Source organism: Thauera sp. 2A1 (genome assembly GCF_009469595.2).
GTDB lineage: Bacteria > Pseudomonadota > Gammaproteobacteria > Burkholderiales > Rhodocyclaceae > Thauera.
Genome location: NZ_SSXV01000010.1, coordinates 36320 through 52268 on the forward strand (window position 1 = coordinate 36320; position 15949 = coordinate 52268).

General features: G+C 68.5%; 16 protein-coding genes. 10 read left to right on the top strand and 6 right to left on the bottom strand.

The genetic code is table 11. The annotated features are described in order from the left end of the window. Positions 1–110: 110 nt before the first annotated feature. From GH664_RS11015 to GH664_RS11035, 5 genes are read left to right on the top strand one after another with little or no spacing between them, the layout of a single operon-like run. Positions 111–677: a YqgE/AlgH family protein gene (locus tag GH664_RS11015; RefSeq protein ID WP_153168116.1), complete on the top strand. Its 567-nt coding sequence runs from the start codon at positions 111–113 to the stop codon at positions 675–677. Further along, positions 670–1149: a Holliday junction resolvase RuvX gene (ruvX, locus tag GH664_RS11020; RefSeq protein WP_153168117.1), complete on the top strand. Its 480-nt coding sequence runs from the start codon at positions 670–672 to the stop codon at positions 1147–1149. Before GH664_RS11015 ends, ruvX begins: the two co-directional genes overlap by 8 nt. Beyond that, positions 1136–1639, top strand: coding sequence for a bifunctional pyr operon transcriptional regulator/uracil phosphoribosyltransferase PyrR (gene pyrR, locus GH664_RS11025; RefSeq protein ID WP_153168118.1), 504 nt, complete (start codon positions 1136–1138; stop codon positions 1637–1639). Before ruvX ends, pyrR begins: the two co-directional genes overlap by 14 nt. Before the next feature lie 3 nt (positions 1640–1642). Continuing rightward, complete coding sequence (locus GH664_RS11030) at positions 1643–2602, top strand: aspartate carbamoyltransferase catalytic subunit (RefSeq protein WP_153168119.1); 960 nt, start codon at positions 1643–1645, stop codon at positions 2600–2602. A gap of 10 nt (positions 2603–2612) precedes the next feature. Continuing rightward, positions 2613–3893, top strand: a complete 1281-nt coding sequence (locus GH664_RS11035; protein ID WP_153168120.1) for a dihydroorotase — start codon at positions 2613–2615, stop codon at positions 3891–3893. A gap of 99 nt (positions 3894–3992) precedes the next feature. Here GH664_RS11035 and GH664_RS11040 read toward each other — a convergent pair whose 3' ends face one another. From GH664_RS11040 to GH664_RS11055, 4 genes are read right to left on the bottom strand one after another with little or no spacing between them, the layout of a single operon-like run. After that, positions 3993–4307, bottom strand: a complete 315-nt coding sequence (locus GH664_RS11040) for a DUF167 domain-containing protein (RefSeq protein ID WP_153168121.1) — start codon at positions 4305–4307, stop codon at positions 3993–3995. Between the two features lie 4 nt (positions 4308–4311). Next, positions 4312–4893 (bottom strand): YggT family protein, encoded by a 582-nt coding sequence (locus GH664_RS11045; protein WP_153168122.1) that lies wholly within the window; start codon positions 4891–4893, stop codon positions 4312–4314. 6 nt (positions 4894–4899) lie between these two features. Next, positions 4900–5724, bottom strand: a complete 825-nt coding sequence (gene proC, locus GH664_RS11050) for a pyrroline-5-carboxylate reductase (RefSeq protein WP_153168123.1) — start codon at positions 5722–5724, stop codon at positions 4900–4902. Between the two features lie 51 nt (positions 5725–5775). Beyond that, positions 5776–6480, bottom strand: coding sequence for a YggS family pyridoxal phosphate-dependent enzyme (locus GH664_RS11055; protein WP_153168124.1), 705 nt, complete (start codon positions 6478–6480; stop codon positions 5776–5778). Between the two features lie 95 nt (positions 6481–6575). Here GH664_RS11055 and GH664_RS11060 point away from each other — a divergent pair, with 95 nt between their 5' ends. Both GH664_RS11060 and GH664_RS11065 read left to right on the top strand, forming a co-directional pair. Continuing rightward, on the top strand, positions 6576–7619 hold the full coding sequence (locus GH664_RS11060; RefSeq protein ID WP_153168125.1) for a type IV pilus twitching motility protein PilT: 1044 nt from the start codon (positions 6576–6578) through the stop codon (positions 7617–7619). A gap of 91 nt (positions 7620–7710) precedes the next feature. Continuing rightward, positions 7711–8844 carry a PilT/PilU family type 4a pilus ATPase gene (locus GH664_RS11065; RefSeq protein WP_153168126.1) on the top strand — a complete coding sequence of 378 codons (1134 nt, stop codon included), beginning with the start codon at positions 7711–7713 and terminating at the stop codon, positions 8842–8844. 7 nt (positions 8845–8851) lie between these two features. Here GH664_RS11065 and GH664_RS11070 read toward each other — a convergent pair whose 3' ends face one another. Further along, entirely contained in the window at positions 8852–10039 is a 1188-nt protein-coding gene (locus GH664_RS11070; RefSeq protein ID WP_153168127.1) for a class I SAM-dependent RNA methyltransferase, read from the bottom strand. A 148-nt stretch (positions 10040–10187) separates the two neighbouring features. Between GH664_RS11070 and mobA the strand changes: the two genes are divergently transcribed. From mobA to GH664_RS11085, 3 genes are all read left to right on the top strand, one after another. After that, positions 10188–10865 carry a molybdenum cofactor guanylyltransferase MobA gene (mobA, locus tag GH664_RS11075; protein ID WP_228111472.1) on the top strand — a complete coding sequence of 226 codons (678 nt, stop codon included), beginning with the start codon at positions 10188–10190 and terminating at the stop codon, positions 10863–10865. Between the two features lie 143 nt (positions 10866–11008). Then, positions 11009–12682, top strand: a complete 1674-nt coding sequence (locus GH664_RS11080) for a FecR domain-containing protein (RefSeq protein ID WP_194270383.1) — start codon at positions 11009–11011, stop codon at positions 12680–12682. Between the two features lie 44 nt (positions 12683–12726). Beyond that, positions 12727–15543 carry an EAL domain-containing protein gene (locus GH664_RS11085; protein WP_228111473.1) on the top strand — a complete coding sequence of 939 codons (2817 nt, stop codon included), beginning with the start codon at positions 12727–12729 and terminating at the stop codon, positions 15541–15543. On the opposite strand, the gene GH664_RS11090 is transcribed toward GH664_RS11085, so the two are convergent. After that, entirely contained in the window at positions 15530–15940 is a 411-nt protein-coding gene (locus GH664_RS11090) for a CopD family protein (RefSeq protein WP_153168130.1), read from the bottom strand. The genes GH664_RS11085 and GH664_RS11090 overlap by 14 nt on opposite strands. Positions 15941–15949 lie beyond the last annotated feature (9 nt).

Genomic DNA, 15949 nt, shown 5'->3' on the forward strand with positions numbered 1-15949 from the left:
GGGTTGAAATGGGGTGCCAATGAGGCGGAAATCGGGCGGAAATCGGGCGGATTATGGCCGATGTCCCGCCGCCCGACACCTCGCGCCGGACAGGGCGTAAAATGCGGCGCATGGATACGCCCACGGCCAATTTCACGCACCACTTCCTGATCGCCATGCCCAGCATGACCGATCCTCATTTCTCGCGCACCCTGACCTACATCGCGGAACACAACGAACAGGGCGCGCTGGGCGTGATCGTCAACCGGCCGATCGACATGACGCTGGCAACCTTGTTCGAGCGCATCGAGCTGCCGCTCGAAGCCCAGGGCTTCGCCACGCAGCCGGTGTATTTCGGCGGCCCGGTGCAGACCGACCGCGGCTTCGTGCTGCATCGGCCGATGAGCGAGTGGCACTCCACGCTGCGCGTCACCGAGGACGTCGGCCTCACCAGCAGCCGCGACATCCTGCAGGCGATCGGCACCACCGGCGAGCCGCACGACGTGCTCATCACCCTCGGCTACGCCGGCTGGGCCGCCGGCCAGCTCGAGCAGGAGCTTGCCGACAACGCCTGGCTCACCGTCGCAGCCGACCTGGCCATCATCTTCGAGCTGCCACCCGAGGAGCGCCTGGCCGCCGCAATGCAGAAGCTGGGGGTCGATTTCGCCAGGCTCAGCGAGGTCGCCGGGCATGCCTGATGCGGCCAGCGCCGCGCAGCCCGCGAAGGCCGTCCTGCCCGCCCGTGGCACGCTGCTCGGCTTCGACTTCGGCCTCGCCCGCATCGGCGTCGCCAGCGGCGAACTCGAGACCGGCCACGCCGCGCCCCTGACCACGCTGCACGATGAATCCAACGACGCCCGCTTTGCCGCCATCGGCAAGCTGATCGCCGAATGGCGGCCGGTGGCGCTGGTGGTCGGCCTGCCGGCCCACCTCGACGGCCGCGAGCACGAACTCAGCGCGCGCTGCCGCCGCTTCGCCAACCAGTTGCACGGCCGCTTCGCGCTCCCGGTGTTCGCGGTGGATGAACGCCTGTCCTCCTTCGCTGCCGAAGCCGAACTCGCCGACGCCGGCGTGCGCGGCTGGCGCGAGCGCAAGACGGTGCTCGACGCTGCCGCCGCCCGCCTGATCCTGCAAACCTTCCTGGACAGCAACCGACATGCAAATCCCTGACGCCGAAGTGCTCTGCCGCGAGCTGGCCGAGCAGATCCGCCCCCATGTCACGGCCGACACCGCGCTCGTCGGCATCCGCACCGGCGGCCTGTGGCTGGCCGAGCGCCTGCATGACGTGCTCGGCATCCAGGCGCCGCTGGGCGCGATCGACGTGTCCTTCTACCGCGACGACTACGGCAGCAAGGGCCTGCATGCGCGCCCGCAGCGCACCGAGATCCCGTTCGACGTCGATGGCGCCCCGGTGATCCTGGTCGACGACGTGCTGTACACCGGCCGCACCACCCGCGCCGCGCTCAACGAGCTGTTCGACTTCGGCCGCCCTGCGCGCGTGGACCTGGCGGTGCTGGTCGACCGCGGCGGCCGCGAGCTGCCGATCGCGGCGCGCTATTGCGCCCACACCCTGGCCGAGCCGCTGCCGGCGGCACACAACCTTGAACTGCAGCGCGCCACCGACGGCGCGCTCTCCCTGCAGTTGATCACCCGAGGCTGACCGATGCGCAATCCCCAACTCAACAAGCACGGCGAACTTCAGCACCTGCTCACGCTGGACGGGTTGCCGCGCGACATCATCAACACCATCCTCGACACCGCCGCGCCGTTCACCGAAGTGGCCGAGCGCGAGGTCAAGAAGCTGCCGCTGCTGCGTGGCAAGAGCGTGTTCAACCTGTTCTTCGAAAACTCGACGCGCACCCGCACCACCTTCGAGATCGCCGCCAAGCGGTTGTCGGCCGACGTGGTGAACCTCAACATCAACACCAGCTCCGCGGCCAAGGGCGAGAGCCTGCTCGACACCGTCGACAACCTGTGCGCGATGCAGGCCGACATGTTCGTGGTGCGCCACGCCGCCAGCGGCGCGCCGATGCTGATCGCACAGCACCTGCAGAACACCGGGCGCGACCACATCCATGTGGTCAACGCCGGCGACGGGCGCCATGCGCACCCGACGCAGGGCCTGCTCGACATGTACACCATCCGTCACTTCAAGCGGGACTTCACCAACCTCACCGTGGCCATCGTCGGCGACGTGCTGCACTCGCGCGTCGCGCGCAGCCAGATCGCCGCGCTGACAACCCTGGGCGTGCCCGAGGTGCGGGTGATCGGCCCGCGGACATTGCTGCCGACCGAAGTCGGGAAGCTCGGCGTGCGTGTGTTCAACGACATGCGCGAAGGCATGAAGGGCGTGGACGTGGTGATGATGCTGCGCCTGCAGAACGAGCGCATGAACGGCGCCCTGCTGCCCACGCCGCAGGAGTACTACAAGATCTGGGGCCTGACGGCCGACAAGCTGGCGCTGGCCAAGCCCGACGCGATCGTGATGCACCCCGGGCCGATGAATCGCGGCGTGGAGATCGACTCCGCCGTGGCCGACGGTGCGCAGGCGGTGATCCTGCCGCAGGTCACCTTCGGCATCGCGGTGCGCATGGCGGTGATGAGCATGCTGGGCAGCAACTGAGGAAGGGCGCATGAAGAAGATCCTGATTTCCAACGGCCGCGTGGTCGACCCGTCCAACAACGTCGATCGCGTGCAGGACGTCTATGTCGCCGAAGGCAAGGTCGTCGGCCTCGGCAGCGCACCCGACGGCTTCGTCGCCGAGCGCACCATCGACGCCTCCGGCCTGGTGGTGGCACCCGGCTTCATCGACCTCGCCGCGCGCCTGCGCGAGCCCGGCTTCGAATACCGCGCCACGCTGGAGTCCGAGATGGATGCGGCGATGGCAGGCGGGGTCACCAGCCTGGCGATTCCTCCCGACACCGATCCGGCGCTGGACGAGCCCGGCCTGGTCGAGATGCTGTGCTATCGCGCCAAGAAACTGAACCGCGCCCACGTCTATCCGGTCGGCGCGCTGACACTCGGCCTGAAAGGCGAGCGTCTGTCGGAGATGGCCGAGCTGCTCGAGGCCGGCTGCGTCGCCTTCTCCCAGGCCAACGTGCCGGTGGTCGACACCACCGTGCTGATGCGCGCGCTGCAGTACGCGGCGACCTTCGGCTTCCGCGTCTGGCTGCAGCCCATTGCCCCCTTCCTGTCGCGCGGCGGCCATGCGCACGACGGCGAGGTTGCCACCCGCCTGGGCCTGGCCGGCATCCCGGTCGCGGCCGAAACGGTGGCGCTATACACCTACCTGGAACTGGCCAAGATCACCGGTGCCCGCCTGCACATCACCCGGCTGTCGAGCGCCGCCGGCCTTGCGCTGATCGAGCAGGCACGCGCTGAGGGCATGGACGTCACCTGCGACGTGTCGATCAACCATGTGCATCTGTGCGACATGGACATCGGCTACTTCAACGCCAACTGCCACCTGATCCCGCCGCTGCGCAGCCAGCGCGACCGCGAGGCCCTGTGCCGCGGCCTGGCCGAAGGGCGCATCAACGCGCTGTGCTCGGACCACACACCGGTGGACGACGATGGCAAGCAGGCGCCGTTCGCCGAGTCGGAGCCGGGTGCGACCGGCCTGGAGCTGCTGCTGCCGCTGACGCTGAAATGGGCCGAGCGCGCGGGGCTGTCGCTGAGCGATGGCCTGGCGCGCATCACCTCGGACGCGGCGAAGATCGTTGGCATCACCAAGGCCGGCCACCTGTCGGTCGGCGCGCGCGCCGACATCTGCGTGTTCGACCCCGCCGCGCACGTCACGATCACCCGCGACAACCTGCGCAGCCAGGGCAAGAACACGCCCTTCCTCGGCATGGAGCTGCCGGGCAAGGTGCGTCACACGCTGGTCGAAGGTCAGGTGATGTTCGAGGGCTGAGGCGGCGCAGCGCCAGCGCATCCGGGCACGGTTTGCCGGGCAGGCGCTTGCTGCGCGATCGCCCACGGGCGCACGGCAGGCCGCCTGCAGCGCGTCGTCTCAGGTGGCCTGCGCACGCAAGCGGTGGATGGCGGCCGGCATCGCGCCCGCCACGCGGACGCGCTTGGCACGCGACGTTTCCCCGCTCAGCAGCGTCACCGCCGACTTCGGCACCCCGCAGAAATCCGCCAGGAAGGCGCACAGCGCCGCATTCGCCTTGCCATCCACCGGTGGCGCGGCAAGGCGGATCTTCATCGCCTCGCCATGCAGGCCGGCGAAGGCGGTCTGCTTTGCGCCGGGCTGGATGTGCAGCGTGAGGACAAGGCTGCCGTCGGCGGCAAGGCGCAGCCAGCTTGCGACGTCTGGCGCAGCCATCGTGTCAGCTACGGAACAGCAGCAGGGCGAAGTTGTTGCGCAGGCCGGCGATCACCATGAGCAGGATCTGCAACACCAGCAGCAGCACCAGCGGCGACAGGTCGACATTGGCGATGCTCGGGATCACGCGGCGGAAAGGCTTCAGGAACGGCGCCGCGAGCGCGTCGAGCACCGGCGCCGCCGGCGAGTGTGGGCTCACCCATGACAGCACCGCCGACATCAACACCACCCCGAACAGCAGATAGACCGCCATCCGCAGCAGTTCGACCAGGCCCACGCCCCATAGCCCCAGCATGACCGACACCGGATTGCTGCCGAACACCGCGCCGTTCAGCATGAGCTCGGCGAACACCAGCAGCACCTGCACCACCCAGGCCGGCAGCAGGCTGGCCAGATCCAGCCCGAACAGGCCGGGCACGAAGCGCCGCAGCGGGCGCACGACCCAGTCGGTGGCGCTGACGACGAACTGGCCGATCTGGTTGCGGAAGGACACGCGCTGCCACTGCATGAAGAAGCGCGCCAGCAGCATCAGCGTCAGGAAGCCGCCGGCGGTGTCGAGAACCAGCAACAGGATGTTGGACAGCATCGCCGCTCAGTCCCGGCCCAGTTGCTCGCCGAGCTCGCGCCCGCGCGCCGCTGCGGCCTCCACCGCGGCAATGAGCGCGTCATGCCAGCCGGCCGCGCCCAGGCTGGCGAGCGCCGCTTCGGTGGTGCCGCCCTTGGAGGTCACGCGCTCACGCAGCACGCCGGGCGGCTCGTCGGATGCCGCGGCCAGCTTCGCCGCCCCCATCACCGTGTCGATCGCGAGCCGTCGCGCGGTCCGCTCGTCGAAGCCCTGTTTGCGCCCGGCGGCCTCGAGCGCCTCGATGAAGTGGAACACATAGGCCGGGCCGCTGCCCGACACCGCAGTGACGCCGTCGATCGCCGCCTCGTCGCCCACCCACACCACGCTGCCGACCGCCGACAGGATCTGCGTGGCCGCCTCACGCCCCGCGCCATCCACTGACGGCGCCGCATACAGGCCGGTGACGCCGGCGCCGATCAACGCCGGCGTGTTGGGCATGCAGCGCACGATGCGTGCATAGGGCGCGCCCGCGCCGCCGAGCCAGCGCGCGAGGTCGCCGATACGCAGGCCGGCGGCGATGCTGATCACCAACTGGCCCGCCAGGCGGCCGGCGATCAGTGCGAGCGCGTTCCGCATCTGCTGCGGCTTGACCGCGAGCACGATCACGTCGCAGGCCAGCGCCACATCGTCGAAGGCGGGCACCGTGCGCACGCCGAAACGGTCGGCGAGCCGCTGGCGCGCCTCGTCGCCGAGCTCGACCACCTGGATGCCAGCCGCTGCAAAGCCGCGTTCGACCATGCCGCCGATCAGCGCGGCGGCCATGTTGCCGCCGCCGAGGAAGGTAATTTTCATGCGTGTCTCTCGTTCGATTTCTGCATCCGGTGCGTTCGGCTGCGGCGCAGCCTACCCGGCCTGCGCGCCAGCCACCGCGCGTGCGCCGAAGATCGCAGTGCCGACGCGCACGATGGTCGCGCCTTCGGCGATCGCCGCCTCGATATCATGCGACATGCCCATGGACAGCGTGTCGAGCGCCAGCCCCTCGGCCACCAGTTCAGCCTTGAGCGCGCGCAGCATGGCAAAGCGACGGCGCAGCAGCGCTTCGTCCGCGGTGGGCTCGGGAATGCACATCAGGCCACGCAGCCTCAAGCGGGGCAGGGCCGCCACCGCATGCGCGAGTTCGCGTGCCTCGTGCGGCATCACGCCGCTCTTGGTGTCCTCACCGCTGACATTGACCTGGATGCACACGTTCAGCGGCGACCGCTGTGCGTCGCGCTGCGCCGACAGGCGCTCGGCGATCTTCAGCCGGTCGATGCTGTGCACCCAGTGAAAGGCATTCGCTACCTGCCGCGTCTTGTTGCTCTGCAGCGGACCGATGAAATGCCACTCCAGCCCCAGCGCGGCAAGCGCGGCGGCTTTGTCCACGCCTTCCTGCACGTAATTTTCACCAAAAGCATGCTGACCCGCGGCGGCCGCCGCGCGCACCGCTTCGGCCGGCCAGGTCTTGCTCACCGCGAGCAGCGCGACCGATTCGGGATCACGCCCCGCGGCCTGCGCGGCGCGGGCGATGCGCTCGCGCACGGCTTGCAAGTTGGCAGCGATTACTGTCATATATTCGTGGCCTTGTTCCTGCTTCATGGGGCGCCCGGAAGTATAGCATCGGCGTCCTGGCCCTCTCCCTCGCGCAATCCCCTCCGGCTCCCGACATGGATATCACCGAACTGCTCGCCTTCGCGGTCAAGAACAAGGCTTCCGACCTCCACCTGTCGGCCGGACTGCCGCCGATGATCCGCGTGCATGGCGACGTGCGCCGCATCAACCTGCCGCCGATGGAGCACAAGGATGTGCACGCCATGGTGTACGACATCATGAACGACGCGCAGCGCAAGCAGTACGAGGAAACCTGGGAGTGCGACTTTTCCTTCGCGGTGCCCAACCTCGCCCGCTTCCGCGTCAATGCGTTCAACCAGAACCGCGGCGCAGGCGCGGTCTTCCGCACCATCCCGTCCAAGGTGCTGACGCTTGAGGAACTGAACTGCCCCAAGATCTTCAAGGAAATCGCCGATCAGCCGCGCGGCATCGTGCTGGTCACCGGCCCCACCGGCTCGGGCAAGTCGACGACGCTGGCGGCGATGATCGACTACGTCAATGAGAACGAGTACGGCCACATCCTCACCGTAGAGGATCCGATCGAGTTCGTGCACGAATCCAAGCGCTGTCTGATCAACCAGCGCGAGGTGCACCGCGACACGATGTCCTTCAACAACGCGCTGCGCGCCGCGCTGCGCGAGGACCCGGACGTGATCCTGGTGGGGGAGATGCGCGACCTCGAGACCATCCGCCTCGCGCTCACCGCCGCCGAGACCGGCCACCTGGTGTTCGGCACCCTGCACACCTCGTCGGCGGCCAAGACCATCGACCGCATCGTCGACGTCTTCCCTGCGGCGGAAAAGGACATGGTGCGCTCGATGCTTTCGGAATCCCTGCGCGCAGTGATCTCGCAGACGCTGCTGAAGACCAAGGACGGCCAGGGCCGGGTCGCGGCGCACGAGATCATGATCGGCACGCCGGCCATCCGCAACCTGATCCGCGAGAACAAGATCGCGCAGATGTATTCGTCGATCCAGACCGGCCAGAACGTGGGCATGCAGACGCTGGACCAGTGCCTCGCCGATCTCGTGCGACGCAATGTGGTGTCGGCCGCCGAGGCACGGGTCCGCGCGCAGAACAAGGACAACTTCGCCGGTTGATGGCGGCACGATGAACGCGGCCCGCAAGGCCGCGTGAAGCGCTGCGGCACGGCAACTCACGCAGGGCCGCGCAGGCGGCCAGGAGCACCACATGGAACGCGATCAGGCCCTCAAGTTCATGCACGACCTGCTGCGGCTGATGCTGCAGAAGAACGGCTCGGACCTCTTCATCAACGCCGGCTTTCCGCCCGCGATCAAGATCGATGGTCGCATCATCCCGCAGTCGAACCAGCCGCTGTTGCCACAGCACACGGCGGAACTGGCGCGCGCGATCATGAATGACCGCCAGGCGGCGGAGTTCGAAGCCACCAAGGAGTGCAACTTCGCGATCTCGCCCGCCGGCATCGGCCGCTTCCGCGCCAACGCCTACGTGCAGCAGGGACGCATCGCACTGGTTCTGCGCACCATTCCGCAGAAGATCCCGACCTTCGACGAACTCTGCCTGCCGCCAGTGCTGCGCGACATCGCCCTGACCAAGCGCGGCCTGGTGATCTTCGTCGGCGGCACCGGCACGGGCAAGACGACCTCGCTCGCAGCGATGGTCGACTACCGCAACGAGAATTCGTACGGCCACATCATCACCGTCGAGGATCCGATCGAGTTCGTGCATACGCACAAGAACTGCATCGTGTCGCAGCGCGAACTGGGCATCGACACCGACTCCTGGGAGAACGCGCTGAAGAACACGCTGCGCCAGGCGCCGGACGTGATCCTGATGGGCGAGATCCGCGACCGCGAGACCATGGACTACGCCATCGCCTTCGCCGAGACCGGCCACCTGTGCCTGGCCACGCTGCACGCCAACAGCGCCAACCAGGCGATCGACCGGGTCATCAACTTCTTCCCCGAAGACCGCCGCCAGCAACTGCTGATGGACCTGTCGCTGAACCTGCGCGCGCTGGTGTCGCAGCGGCTGCTGCCGATGAAGGAGCGCAAGGGGCGCGTACCTGCGGTGGAGATCATGCTGAACTCGCCGCTGATCGCCGACCTGATCTTCAAGGGCGAAATCCCGGGCATCAAGGAGATCATGAAGCGCTCGCGCGAGCTCGGCATGCAGACCTTCGACCAGGCGCTGTTCGATCTCTACGAGGCCGAGCTCATCACCTACGAGGACGCGCTGCGCAATGCCGACTCGGTCAATGACCTGCGGCTGCAGATCAAGCTCAACAGCAAGCTGGGCGAGCGCGACATGAGCGCCGGCATCCAGAACCTCGGCATTGTCTGAGACACCCTCAGGTGCTGGCCTGTGGCCCTGCGACGGCCGGCGCGGCGTGCGGGCGGTCGCGCATGCTGCCGGCTACCATGCGGTATTCCAGCAGCCGGCATTCCAGCGCGCCATTGAACAGCGGCGTACGCCGGCTGGCCTTCAGGCCGATCAGCTTGGGCAGGGCCGGATCGCCGCTGAAGAAGAAGCAGCGCCAGCCGCTCCAGCGCTGCTTCAGCGCATCGCCCAGGCGCGGATAGAACGCTGCCAGCGCCTCGGCCTCGCCGATGCGCACGCCATACGGCGGATTGCTCACCATGACGCCGCCGGCGGCAGGCGGAACGCGCTCGAGCAGGTCCGCACGCTCCAGGCTCACGCAGTCGGCCAGGCCGGCCGCCTCGAGATTGGTGCGGGTGCGCCGCAACTGCTCGCCGACGATGTCCGAACCAAAAATGGGCAAGGCGCGCGGCGCCTGCCGCCGCGCCTCGGCCGCCTTGCGCACGCCGGCCCACGCCGGCCGGTCGAGATGGCGGAAACGCTCGAAGCCGAAACGCCGCCCGAGCCCCGGCGCGATGTCGAGCGCGATCTGCGCCGCCTCGAGCAGGAAGGTGCCGCTGCCGCACATCGGGTCGAGCAGCACTTCACCCGGCTGCCAGCCGGTCAGGCGCAGGATGCCGGCGGCGAGGTTTTCCTTCAGTGGCGCCTCCACCGCCGCCGGCTTGAAGCCGCGCTTGTACAAGGCCTCGCCCGAGGTGTCGATGTACAGCGTCGCGGTGTCCGCCGTCAGGAAGGCATGGATGCGCACTGCCGGATCTGCCGTATCCACGCTAGGACGCTTGCCGGCGACAGTGCGGAAGTGGTCGCACACCGCGTCCTTGATGCGCAGCGTGATGAACTCCAGGCTCTTCAGCGGCGACTTCTGCGCGGTGACATAGATGCGGATGGTGTCGTCGGCGGTGAACCACTTCGCCCACGTCACGCTGTAGGCGAGCTTGTAGATGTCGACCTCCGCGCGGTAGCGGCCGCGCGCCACCTGCCACAGCACGCGAGTGGCGATGCGGCTCTCGAGGTTGGCGCGGTAGCAGGCCGTCCAGTCGCCGCGCCACAGCACGCCGCCGTGCACCACCTCCGCGCCGTCTGCGCCGAGGGCACGCAGTTCGTCGGCCAGCAGGGCTTCGAGGCCGCGCGGGCAGGGGGAGAAGAAGGTTTCGGCCATGGCGGGCTCCGTGCTGGGATGGCCGCATTGTAGCCTGCAGGCGCAGCTTGCCCCGAACGCACAACCGCTGCACTGACCGGCGTGTGCGCTTCTGGCATGATGCTGCGGACAAGCCACCACACACGCCTGCCGCCCGGAGCCACCTGCCGTGACCGACCCGACGCAATGCCACGTCCGCGACCAGGACCGCCCCAGCGCCGGCGGCGGCATCACCGGAGTCTTGCTGGCCGGCGGTGAGGGGCGCCGCATGGGCGGCGTGGACAAGGGACTGGTGACATTCGATGGTCGCCCGCTGGCGGCCCACGTGCTCGATCGCCTCGCGCACCAGGTCGACGAAGTGCTGATCAACGCCAACCGCAACCTCCCCGCCTGGCAGGCTTTCGGCTACCCGGTATTCAGCGACGACATCCCCGGCCATGCCGGGCCGCTCGCCGGGCTGCATGCCGCCCTGAGCCGCGCCGCGCATGCACTGGTCGTCACCGTCCCGTGCGACGCGCCCTTCTTCCCGCATGACCTCGTGTCGCGGCTCGCCGGCGCGCTTCGGCAGGCCGACGCCGACGTTGCGCTCGCAAGAGCCCAGGACCAGTTGCACCCGGTGTTCTGCCTGTGTCGGCGCGAGCATCTCGCGCACCTGGACAGCTACATCGCCGCAGGCGGACGCCGGGTCGCCGGCTGGTACGAGAGCTTGCGGGCGGTGGAGGTCAACTTCGATGACCAGGCCGTCGCCTTCCTCAACCTGAATACCCGCGAGGAGCTCGCCCGCGCGCAGCCGCAGGGGGAGGCGCTGCAAGCGCATTCGCGCCCGCGTTCGAATGAACAACGATAAATAGAGCGCGGAAACTATCCACAACGAGTAGTCAGCGTCCGTGGCCCGGGCAATAATCGCCCACACCTACAGTTTGCACGACCGGCAGGAAAGGGCTTCCAATGCGGCAGATCAACCGTCCGACGGACACCAGGAGCAAGGCGATGCGACGCCGCGCGAGCGCGCACGAACGGCAACGTGGCGCCGTGCGGCGGCTCTCGGCCTGGGCGCCGGCCTGCCTCGCCTGTTGGGTGCTGGGTCTGAGCACTGCCGCGGCGACGGAGGAATTCCGCTACCAGATCCGCCAGGGCGACAACCCGTGGAACATCACCTCCCGCTTCCTCAAGGACATGGCCTACTGGCCCCGCATCCAGGAGTACAACGGGATCGGCGACAGCGCCGCTGCGCTGCAGCCGGGCACCACACTGCGCATCCCGATGGCGTGGATGCGCACCATCCCGCAGACGGCGATCATCGCCGACGTTCACGGAGAAGTGCTGCTGCAGCGGCAACATGGCACGCCCCAGGCGGCAGCGGCCGGTATGCTACTGATGCCGGGGAACCTGCTGCGCACCGGCAGCGGTGGCAGTGCCGTGCTGCAGTTCCCCGACGGCAGCCGCGCCCTGCTTGGCGCCGGCTCGATGCTGCGCCTCGTCGAATTGAACCGTCTGACCGTTTCGTCGGGCCAACAGGTGCGCTTCGAACTGCAGCAGGGCGAAATCGAGAGCGAGGTCAAACCGGCCGCAAACCTTGGCGGGCGCTTCGTCATCCAGACCCCGGCAGCGACGGCAGCGGTGCGCGGCACCCGCTTCCGGGTCGCAAGCGCGGCCGGCCGCACACGCAACGAAACCCTGCAGGGCACGGTCGCGCTGCACAACCGCAGGGGAACGACCCTGCTCGGCGCAGGCCGCGGCGCCTACGTCCAGGCGGGCGCCGAGCCAGGCACCGCGCGTCCACTCATGCCCGCGCCGGTGCTGGACATTCTGCCGGAGCGTGTCGAACGCCTCCCGCTGCGCGTCGAAATCCCGGCCGTGGCAGGTGCTCGCGCCTACCGCAGCCAGTTCGTGGCCACCGCAGGGGCCGGCGTCATCGAGTCCGATCGCAGCAGCCCCACGCCACATGTGCTCAGCACCGACGACCTTCCCGACGGAATCCACCGCATCCGTGTGCGAGCGGTGGACGAAAACGGCCTGGAAGGCCGCGACGCCGAACGCGAAATCGTCGTCGACGCGCGGCCCGAGCCGCCTTTCCCCAGCGCGCCGGCCGCCGACGGCTGGATGGTTGACGAGCACCCGACCTTTCGCTGGGCAAGAAGCGACGACGCGGTGCGCTACCACTTCCAGCTTGCCGCAGCGGCCGATTTCGCCGCGCCGCTGGTGAACGCGCCAGATTTGCACAAGCCCGAATGGATCGCCGCCGAGCCACTCACGCCCGGCGTCTATTTCTGGCGGGTGGCGCTCGAAACGACGGCCGAAGGCCGCGGCCCCTACTCCGACCCGCAGCGCTTCACCGTACCGCCCCCGGGGCCGCAGCCTCAAGCACCGGTAATGGACGGCGACAAGCTGGAATTGCGCTGGCGCGCCGGCGCGCCGGGAGAGCGCTTCCAGGTACAGGCGAGCCGCGACGCCGGCTTCACCGCGCCCGAAATCGACCAGATGACGGACGAGTCGCGGCTCGTGCTGCCCCGTCCTGCGCCTGGAACCCTGCACCTGCGGGTGCGCACCCTGGCGCCCGACACGCCGCCCGGTCCATGGGGCAAGGCGCAGCAGATCGAGATCCCGAACGAAAACTGGAGTGCGCTACTGCTGCTGGTTCCTGCACTCTTCCTCGCGCTATGACCAGACGACGGTTCCCGCGCGCAATGGTCCGGCGCGGCGCCTGGATGATTGGCGCGCTGCTCGCCGCCCTCGCCGCCCTGCTTCAGCCCGTGGCGCTGCAGCGAGGAGACCTGCTGATCTACGACGCCCTCGAGCCGCTGGCGCGGCGCCCCGGATCGCCGCCGCAGTCGGCCATCGTCGCGATCGACGAAACCAGCCTCGCAGGGCTGGGGCGCTGGCCCTGGAGCCGCGAACTGCACGCCGCAGTGCTCGATCGACTGACCGACGCCGGCGTCGCCGCAATCGGCATGGACCTCCTCTTCCCGGAAAATGCCGAGGGTGACGCCGAGCTGGCAGCGGCCATGGTCCGCGCCGGAAACGTTGCGCTGGCGACCGCACCCGGCGCGCTGCCCGGTGGACGCGGCTTGCGCGACCTGCTGCCGACCGGCTCGTTGGCCGAGAGGGCTGCCGCGATCGGTCATGTCGATGTCGAGCTCGACCTCGACTCCCTCGCGCGACGCACTTTCGAACATGCCGGCACCGCTACGCCGGCCTGGCCCGCGCTGTCGCTCGCGGTGTTGCACCTCGCACGGCCGGGCGCCGGCGGGACGTCTGGTGCGGCAGTCACCCCGGGCGCGGACGCGGCCGGGCTATGGGTGCGCAGCGGTGAAATGCTGCTCCCCTTCCCCGACCGCGGCCTGCGCCCGCCGACTTACTCGGCGCTCGCCATCCTGCGCGACGCCCAGCTTGCCGACAGCCTGCGGGGCAAGGCGGTGTTCATCGGCGCGACGGCTGCCGGGCTAGCGGCAGGGCTCGCCACACCCGGCTCGCAGAACGCATCGCCGATGCCCGCGGTGGAATTCCATGCGCGCGCCTTCGAGGCTGCACGCAACGGACAGGTGTACCGCAGCGCGTCGCCGACCACCGCCGCGGCCTTCACGCTGATGATCGTCGCGCTGCCGCTGCTGTCCTATCCGCTGATCGGGATCGCTGGCGTCATCGCCGGCGTCGCCTTCCTGCTGCTGCCGCTGCTCGCCAGCGGCATCGTGCTGCACTTCGCCCATGTGTGGATCGGCCCCTCCGCCGCGCTGGGGGGCTTCGTCCTCGGCTACGCGCTCTGGCTGGCACTGTTCCTGAGGCACACGCGCGGTTCGCTGCAGCGTTCCCGCCTGGGCGCCGACGCCACGCTGCGCTCGATCACCGACGCCGTGATCACGGTGGATGCCGACCGTCGCATCGTGTTGATCAACGAGGTGGCGGAAAAGCTGACTGGAACGCCCCTCGCCCGCGTCAGGGGGCAGGCCGTCGCCCCGTTTCTCGCGCAATTCTGCAGCGATGGGAACGAAATCGACCGGCTTCTGCAAAGCTGCCTGCAGGGCCAGCAGGCGGTCCGCCTGTCCGAACCGGTCACCTGGCGCTCGGCCGATGGCGATCCCTGCGCGCTGCGCCTTACCCTCGCCCCGATTGGGAGCGGCAAGGACGGGGCCGTGCTGGCCTTCAACGACGTCACCGAATCGATCGCGTTCACCGCGCGCCTGCTGCACGAAGCGACCCACGACCCCCTGACCGGCCTGCCCAACCGCACCCTGCTGCTCGATCGCGTGCGCCAGGCGCTGACGCAGGCCAAACGCAAGGGCAGCCTGGTCGCCTTGCTGTTCGTCGACCTCGACCGCTTCAAGCGCATCAACGACAGCCTGGGCCACCAGTGGGGCGACCACGTACTGAAGATCGTCGCCCAACGCCTGAGCGCGGCAATACGCAGCGGGGACACAGTGTCGCGCTGGGGCGGTGACGAGTTCATCGTGCTGCTGGACAATGTCACGGACCGCAATGCGGTGGCCACCGTCGCCGGCAAGATCATCGAACTGCTCGACCATGAGGTCGAGACCGACGAAAGCACCAGCCTGATCCCGTCCTGCAGCATCGGCATCGCCATCGGCCCGCTGGACAGCGAGGACGCCGAGACGCTGCTGTCGATGGCCGACAAGGCCATGTACCGTGGCAAGCTCGAAGGCGGTGGCAGCTTCACCTTCTACGCCGCGGACATGAACACCTGGTCGCGCGACCGCCTGAAGATGGAAGGTGCACTGCGCCACGCGCTGGCCAATCAAGAATTCGAGCTGTTCTACCAGCCGCAAGTGGATATCCTCGCCGATCGCCTGATCGGCATGGAGTCGCTCATCCGCTGGCGCAAGCCGGGCTCCGGCCTCATCGGCCCCGGCATCTTCATCCCCGCTGCCGAGGAATGCGGCGTGATCCGTGCCATCGGCGAATGGGCGCTGCACGAGGCGACGGCGCAGATCGCCCGCTGGTCGGCGGAGGGCCTGCGCCCGGTGCCGGTGGCGGTCAACGTGTCGGCGCGCCAGTGCTCGGACATGAGCGTGGTGGACGTCATACGCAGCGCGCTGACCGGGAGCGCGATCGACCCGGCGCTGCTGAAGCTCGAGCTGACCGAATCCACCGCGATGCACAACGTGGACTTCGTCGCCACCCTGCTCGACAGCGTGAACCGCATCGGCGTCGGCGTCGCGGTAGACGACTTCGGCACCGGATATTCTTCGCTGTCCTACCTGAAGCGCTTTCCGATCTCGGAACTCAAGATCGACCGCAGCTTCGTCAGCGAGATCGCCAGCGGCGGTGACGACGCCGCCATCGTGCGCGGCACCATCGCCCTGGCTCACGGACTGGAGATGAAGGTGGTTGCCGAAGGCGTTGAGACCGCCGAGCAACTCGAATTCCTCGCCAGCTACGAATGCGACGTCGCGCAGGGCTTCTATTTCGCCGAACCGATGCCTGCAGCCGAAATCCGCCGCTGGTTGCAGGGCACGCCATCGCAACTGGCGCGCGGCGGCCCGAACGGGAAGGCGCTCAGAAAGGCTTGAGCACCACCAGGAACACCACGACGAACAACACCACCACCGGAATCTCGTTGAACACGCGATACCACACGTGGCTCCTGCTGTTGCGGCCGGCGGCAAAGTCGCGCATCAGCTTGCCGCAGTAGAGATGGTAGATGATCAGCAATACGACCAGCGCCGTCTTGGCGTGCAGCCAGCCGCCGGCAAAGCCGTAGCCGAACCACAGCCACAGGCCGAGCACGACGGCAAGGATGCCGATCGGCGTGACGAACCGATACAGCTTGCGCTCCATCATCCCGAGCCGCTCGATGGTCGCGGCATCGGTCACCATCGCGTGGTTGACGAAGATGCGCGGCAGGTAGAACAGGCCGGCGAACCAGCTCACGACGAAGATGATGTGCAGCGACTTGAGGACCAGCATGGGCTTGAA

Coding starts and splice junctions, on each gene's coding strand:
- GH664_RS11040 (WP_153168121.1), bottom strand. CDS start 4,307: ATGGCTGCGCCAGACGTCGCAAGCTGGCTGCGCCTTGCCGCCGACGGC.
- GH664_RS11045 (WP_153168122.1), bottom strand. CDS start 4,893: ATGCTGTCCAACATCCTGTTGCTGGTTCTCGACACCGCCGGCGGCTTC.
- proC (WP_153168123.1), bottom strand. CDS start 5,724: ATGAAAATTACCTTCCTCGGCGGCGGCAACATGGCCGCCGCGCTGATC.
- GH664_RS11080 (WP_194270383.1), top strand. CDS start 11,009: ATGCGACGCCGCGCGAGCGCGCACGAACGGCAACGTGGCGCCGTGCGG.
- GH664_RS11015 (WP_153168116.1), top strand. CDS start 111: ATGGATACGCCCACGGCCAATTTCACGCACCACTTCCTGATCGCCATG.
- GH664_RS11065 (WP_153168126.1), top strand. CDS start 7,711: ATGGAACGCGATCAGGCCCTCAAGTTCATGCACGACCTGCTGCGGCTG.
- GH664_RS11035 (WP_153168120.1), top strand. CDS start 2,613: ATGAAGAAGATCCTGATTTCCAACGGCCGCGTGGTCGACCCGTCCAAC.
- ruvX (WP_153168117.1), top strand. CDS start 670: ATGCCTGATGCGGCCAGCGCCGCGCAGCCCGCGAAGGCCGTCCTGCCC.
- GH664_RS11055 (WP_153168124.1), bottom strand. CDS start 6,480: ATGACAGTAATCGCTGCCAACTTGCAAGCCGTGCGCGAGCGCATCGCC.
- GH664_RS11060 (WP_153168125.1), top strand. CDS start 6,576: ATGGATATCACCGAACTGCTCGCCTTCGCGGTCAAGAACAAGGCTTCC.
- GH664_RS11085 (WP_228111473.1), top strand. CDS start 12,727: ATGATTGGCGCGCTGCTCGCCGCCCTCGCCGCCCTGCTTCAGCCCGTG.
- pyrR (WP_153168118.1), top strand. CDS start 1,136: ATGCAAATCCCTGACGCCGAAGTGCTCTGCCGCGAGCTGGCCGAGCAG.
- GH664_RS11030 (WP_153168119.1), top strand. CDS start 1,643: ATGCGCAATCCCCAACTCAACAAGCACGGCGAACTTCAGCACCTGCTC.
- GH664_RS11090 (WP_153168130.1), bottom strand. CDS start 15,940: ATGCTGGTCCTCAAGTCGCTGCACATCATCTTCGTCGTGAGCTGGTTC.
- GH664_RS11070 (WP_153168127.1), bottom strand. CDS start 10,039: ATGGCCGAAACCTTCTTCTCCCCCTGCCCGCGCGGCCTCGAAGCCCTG.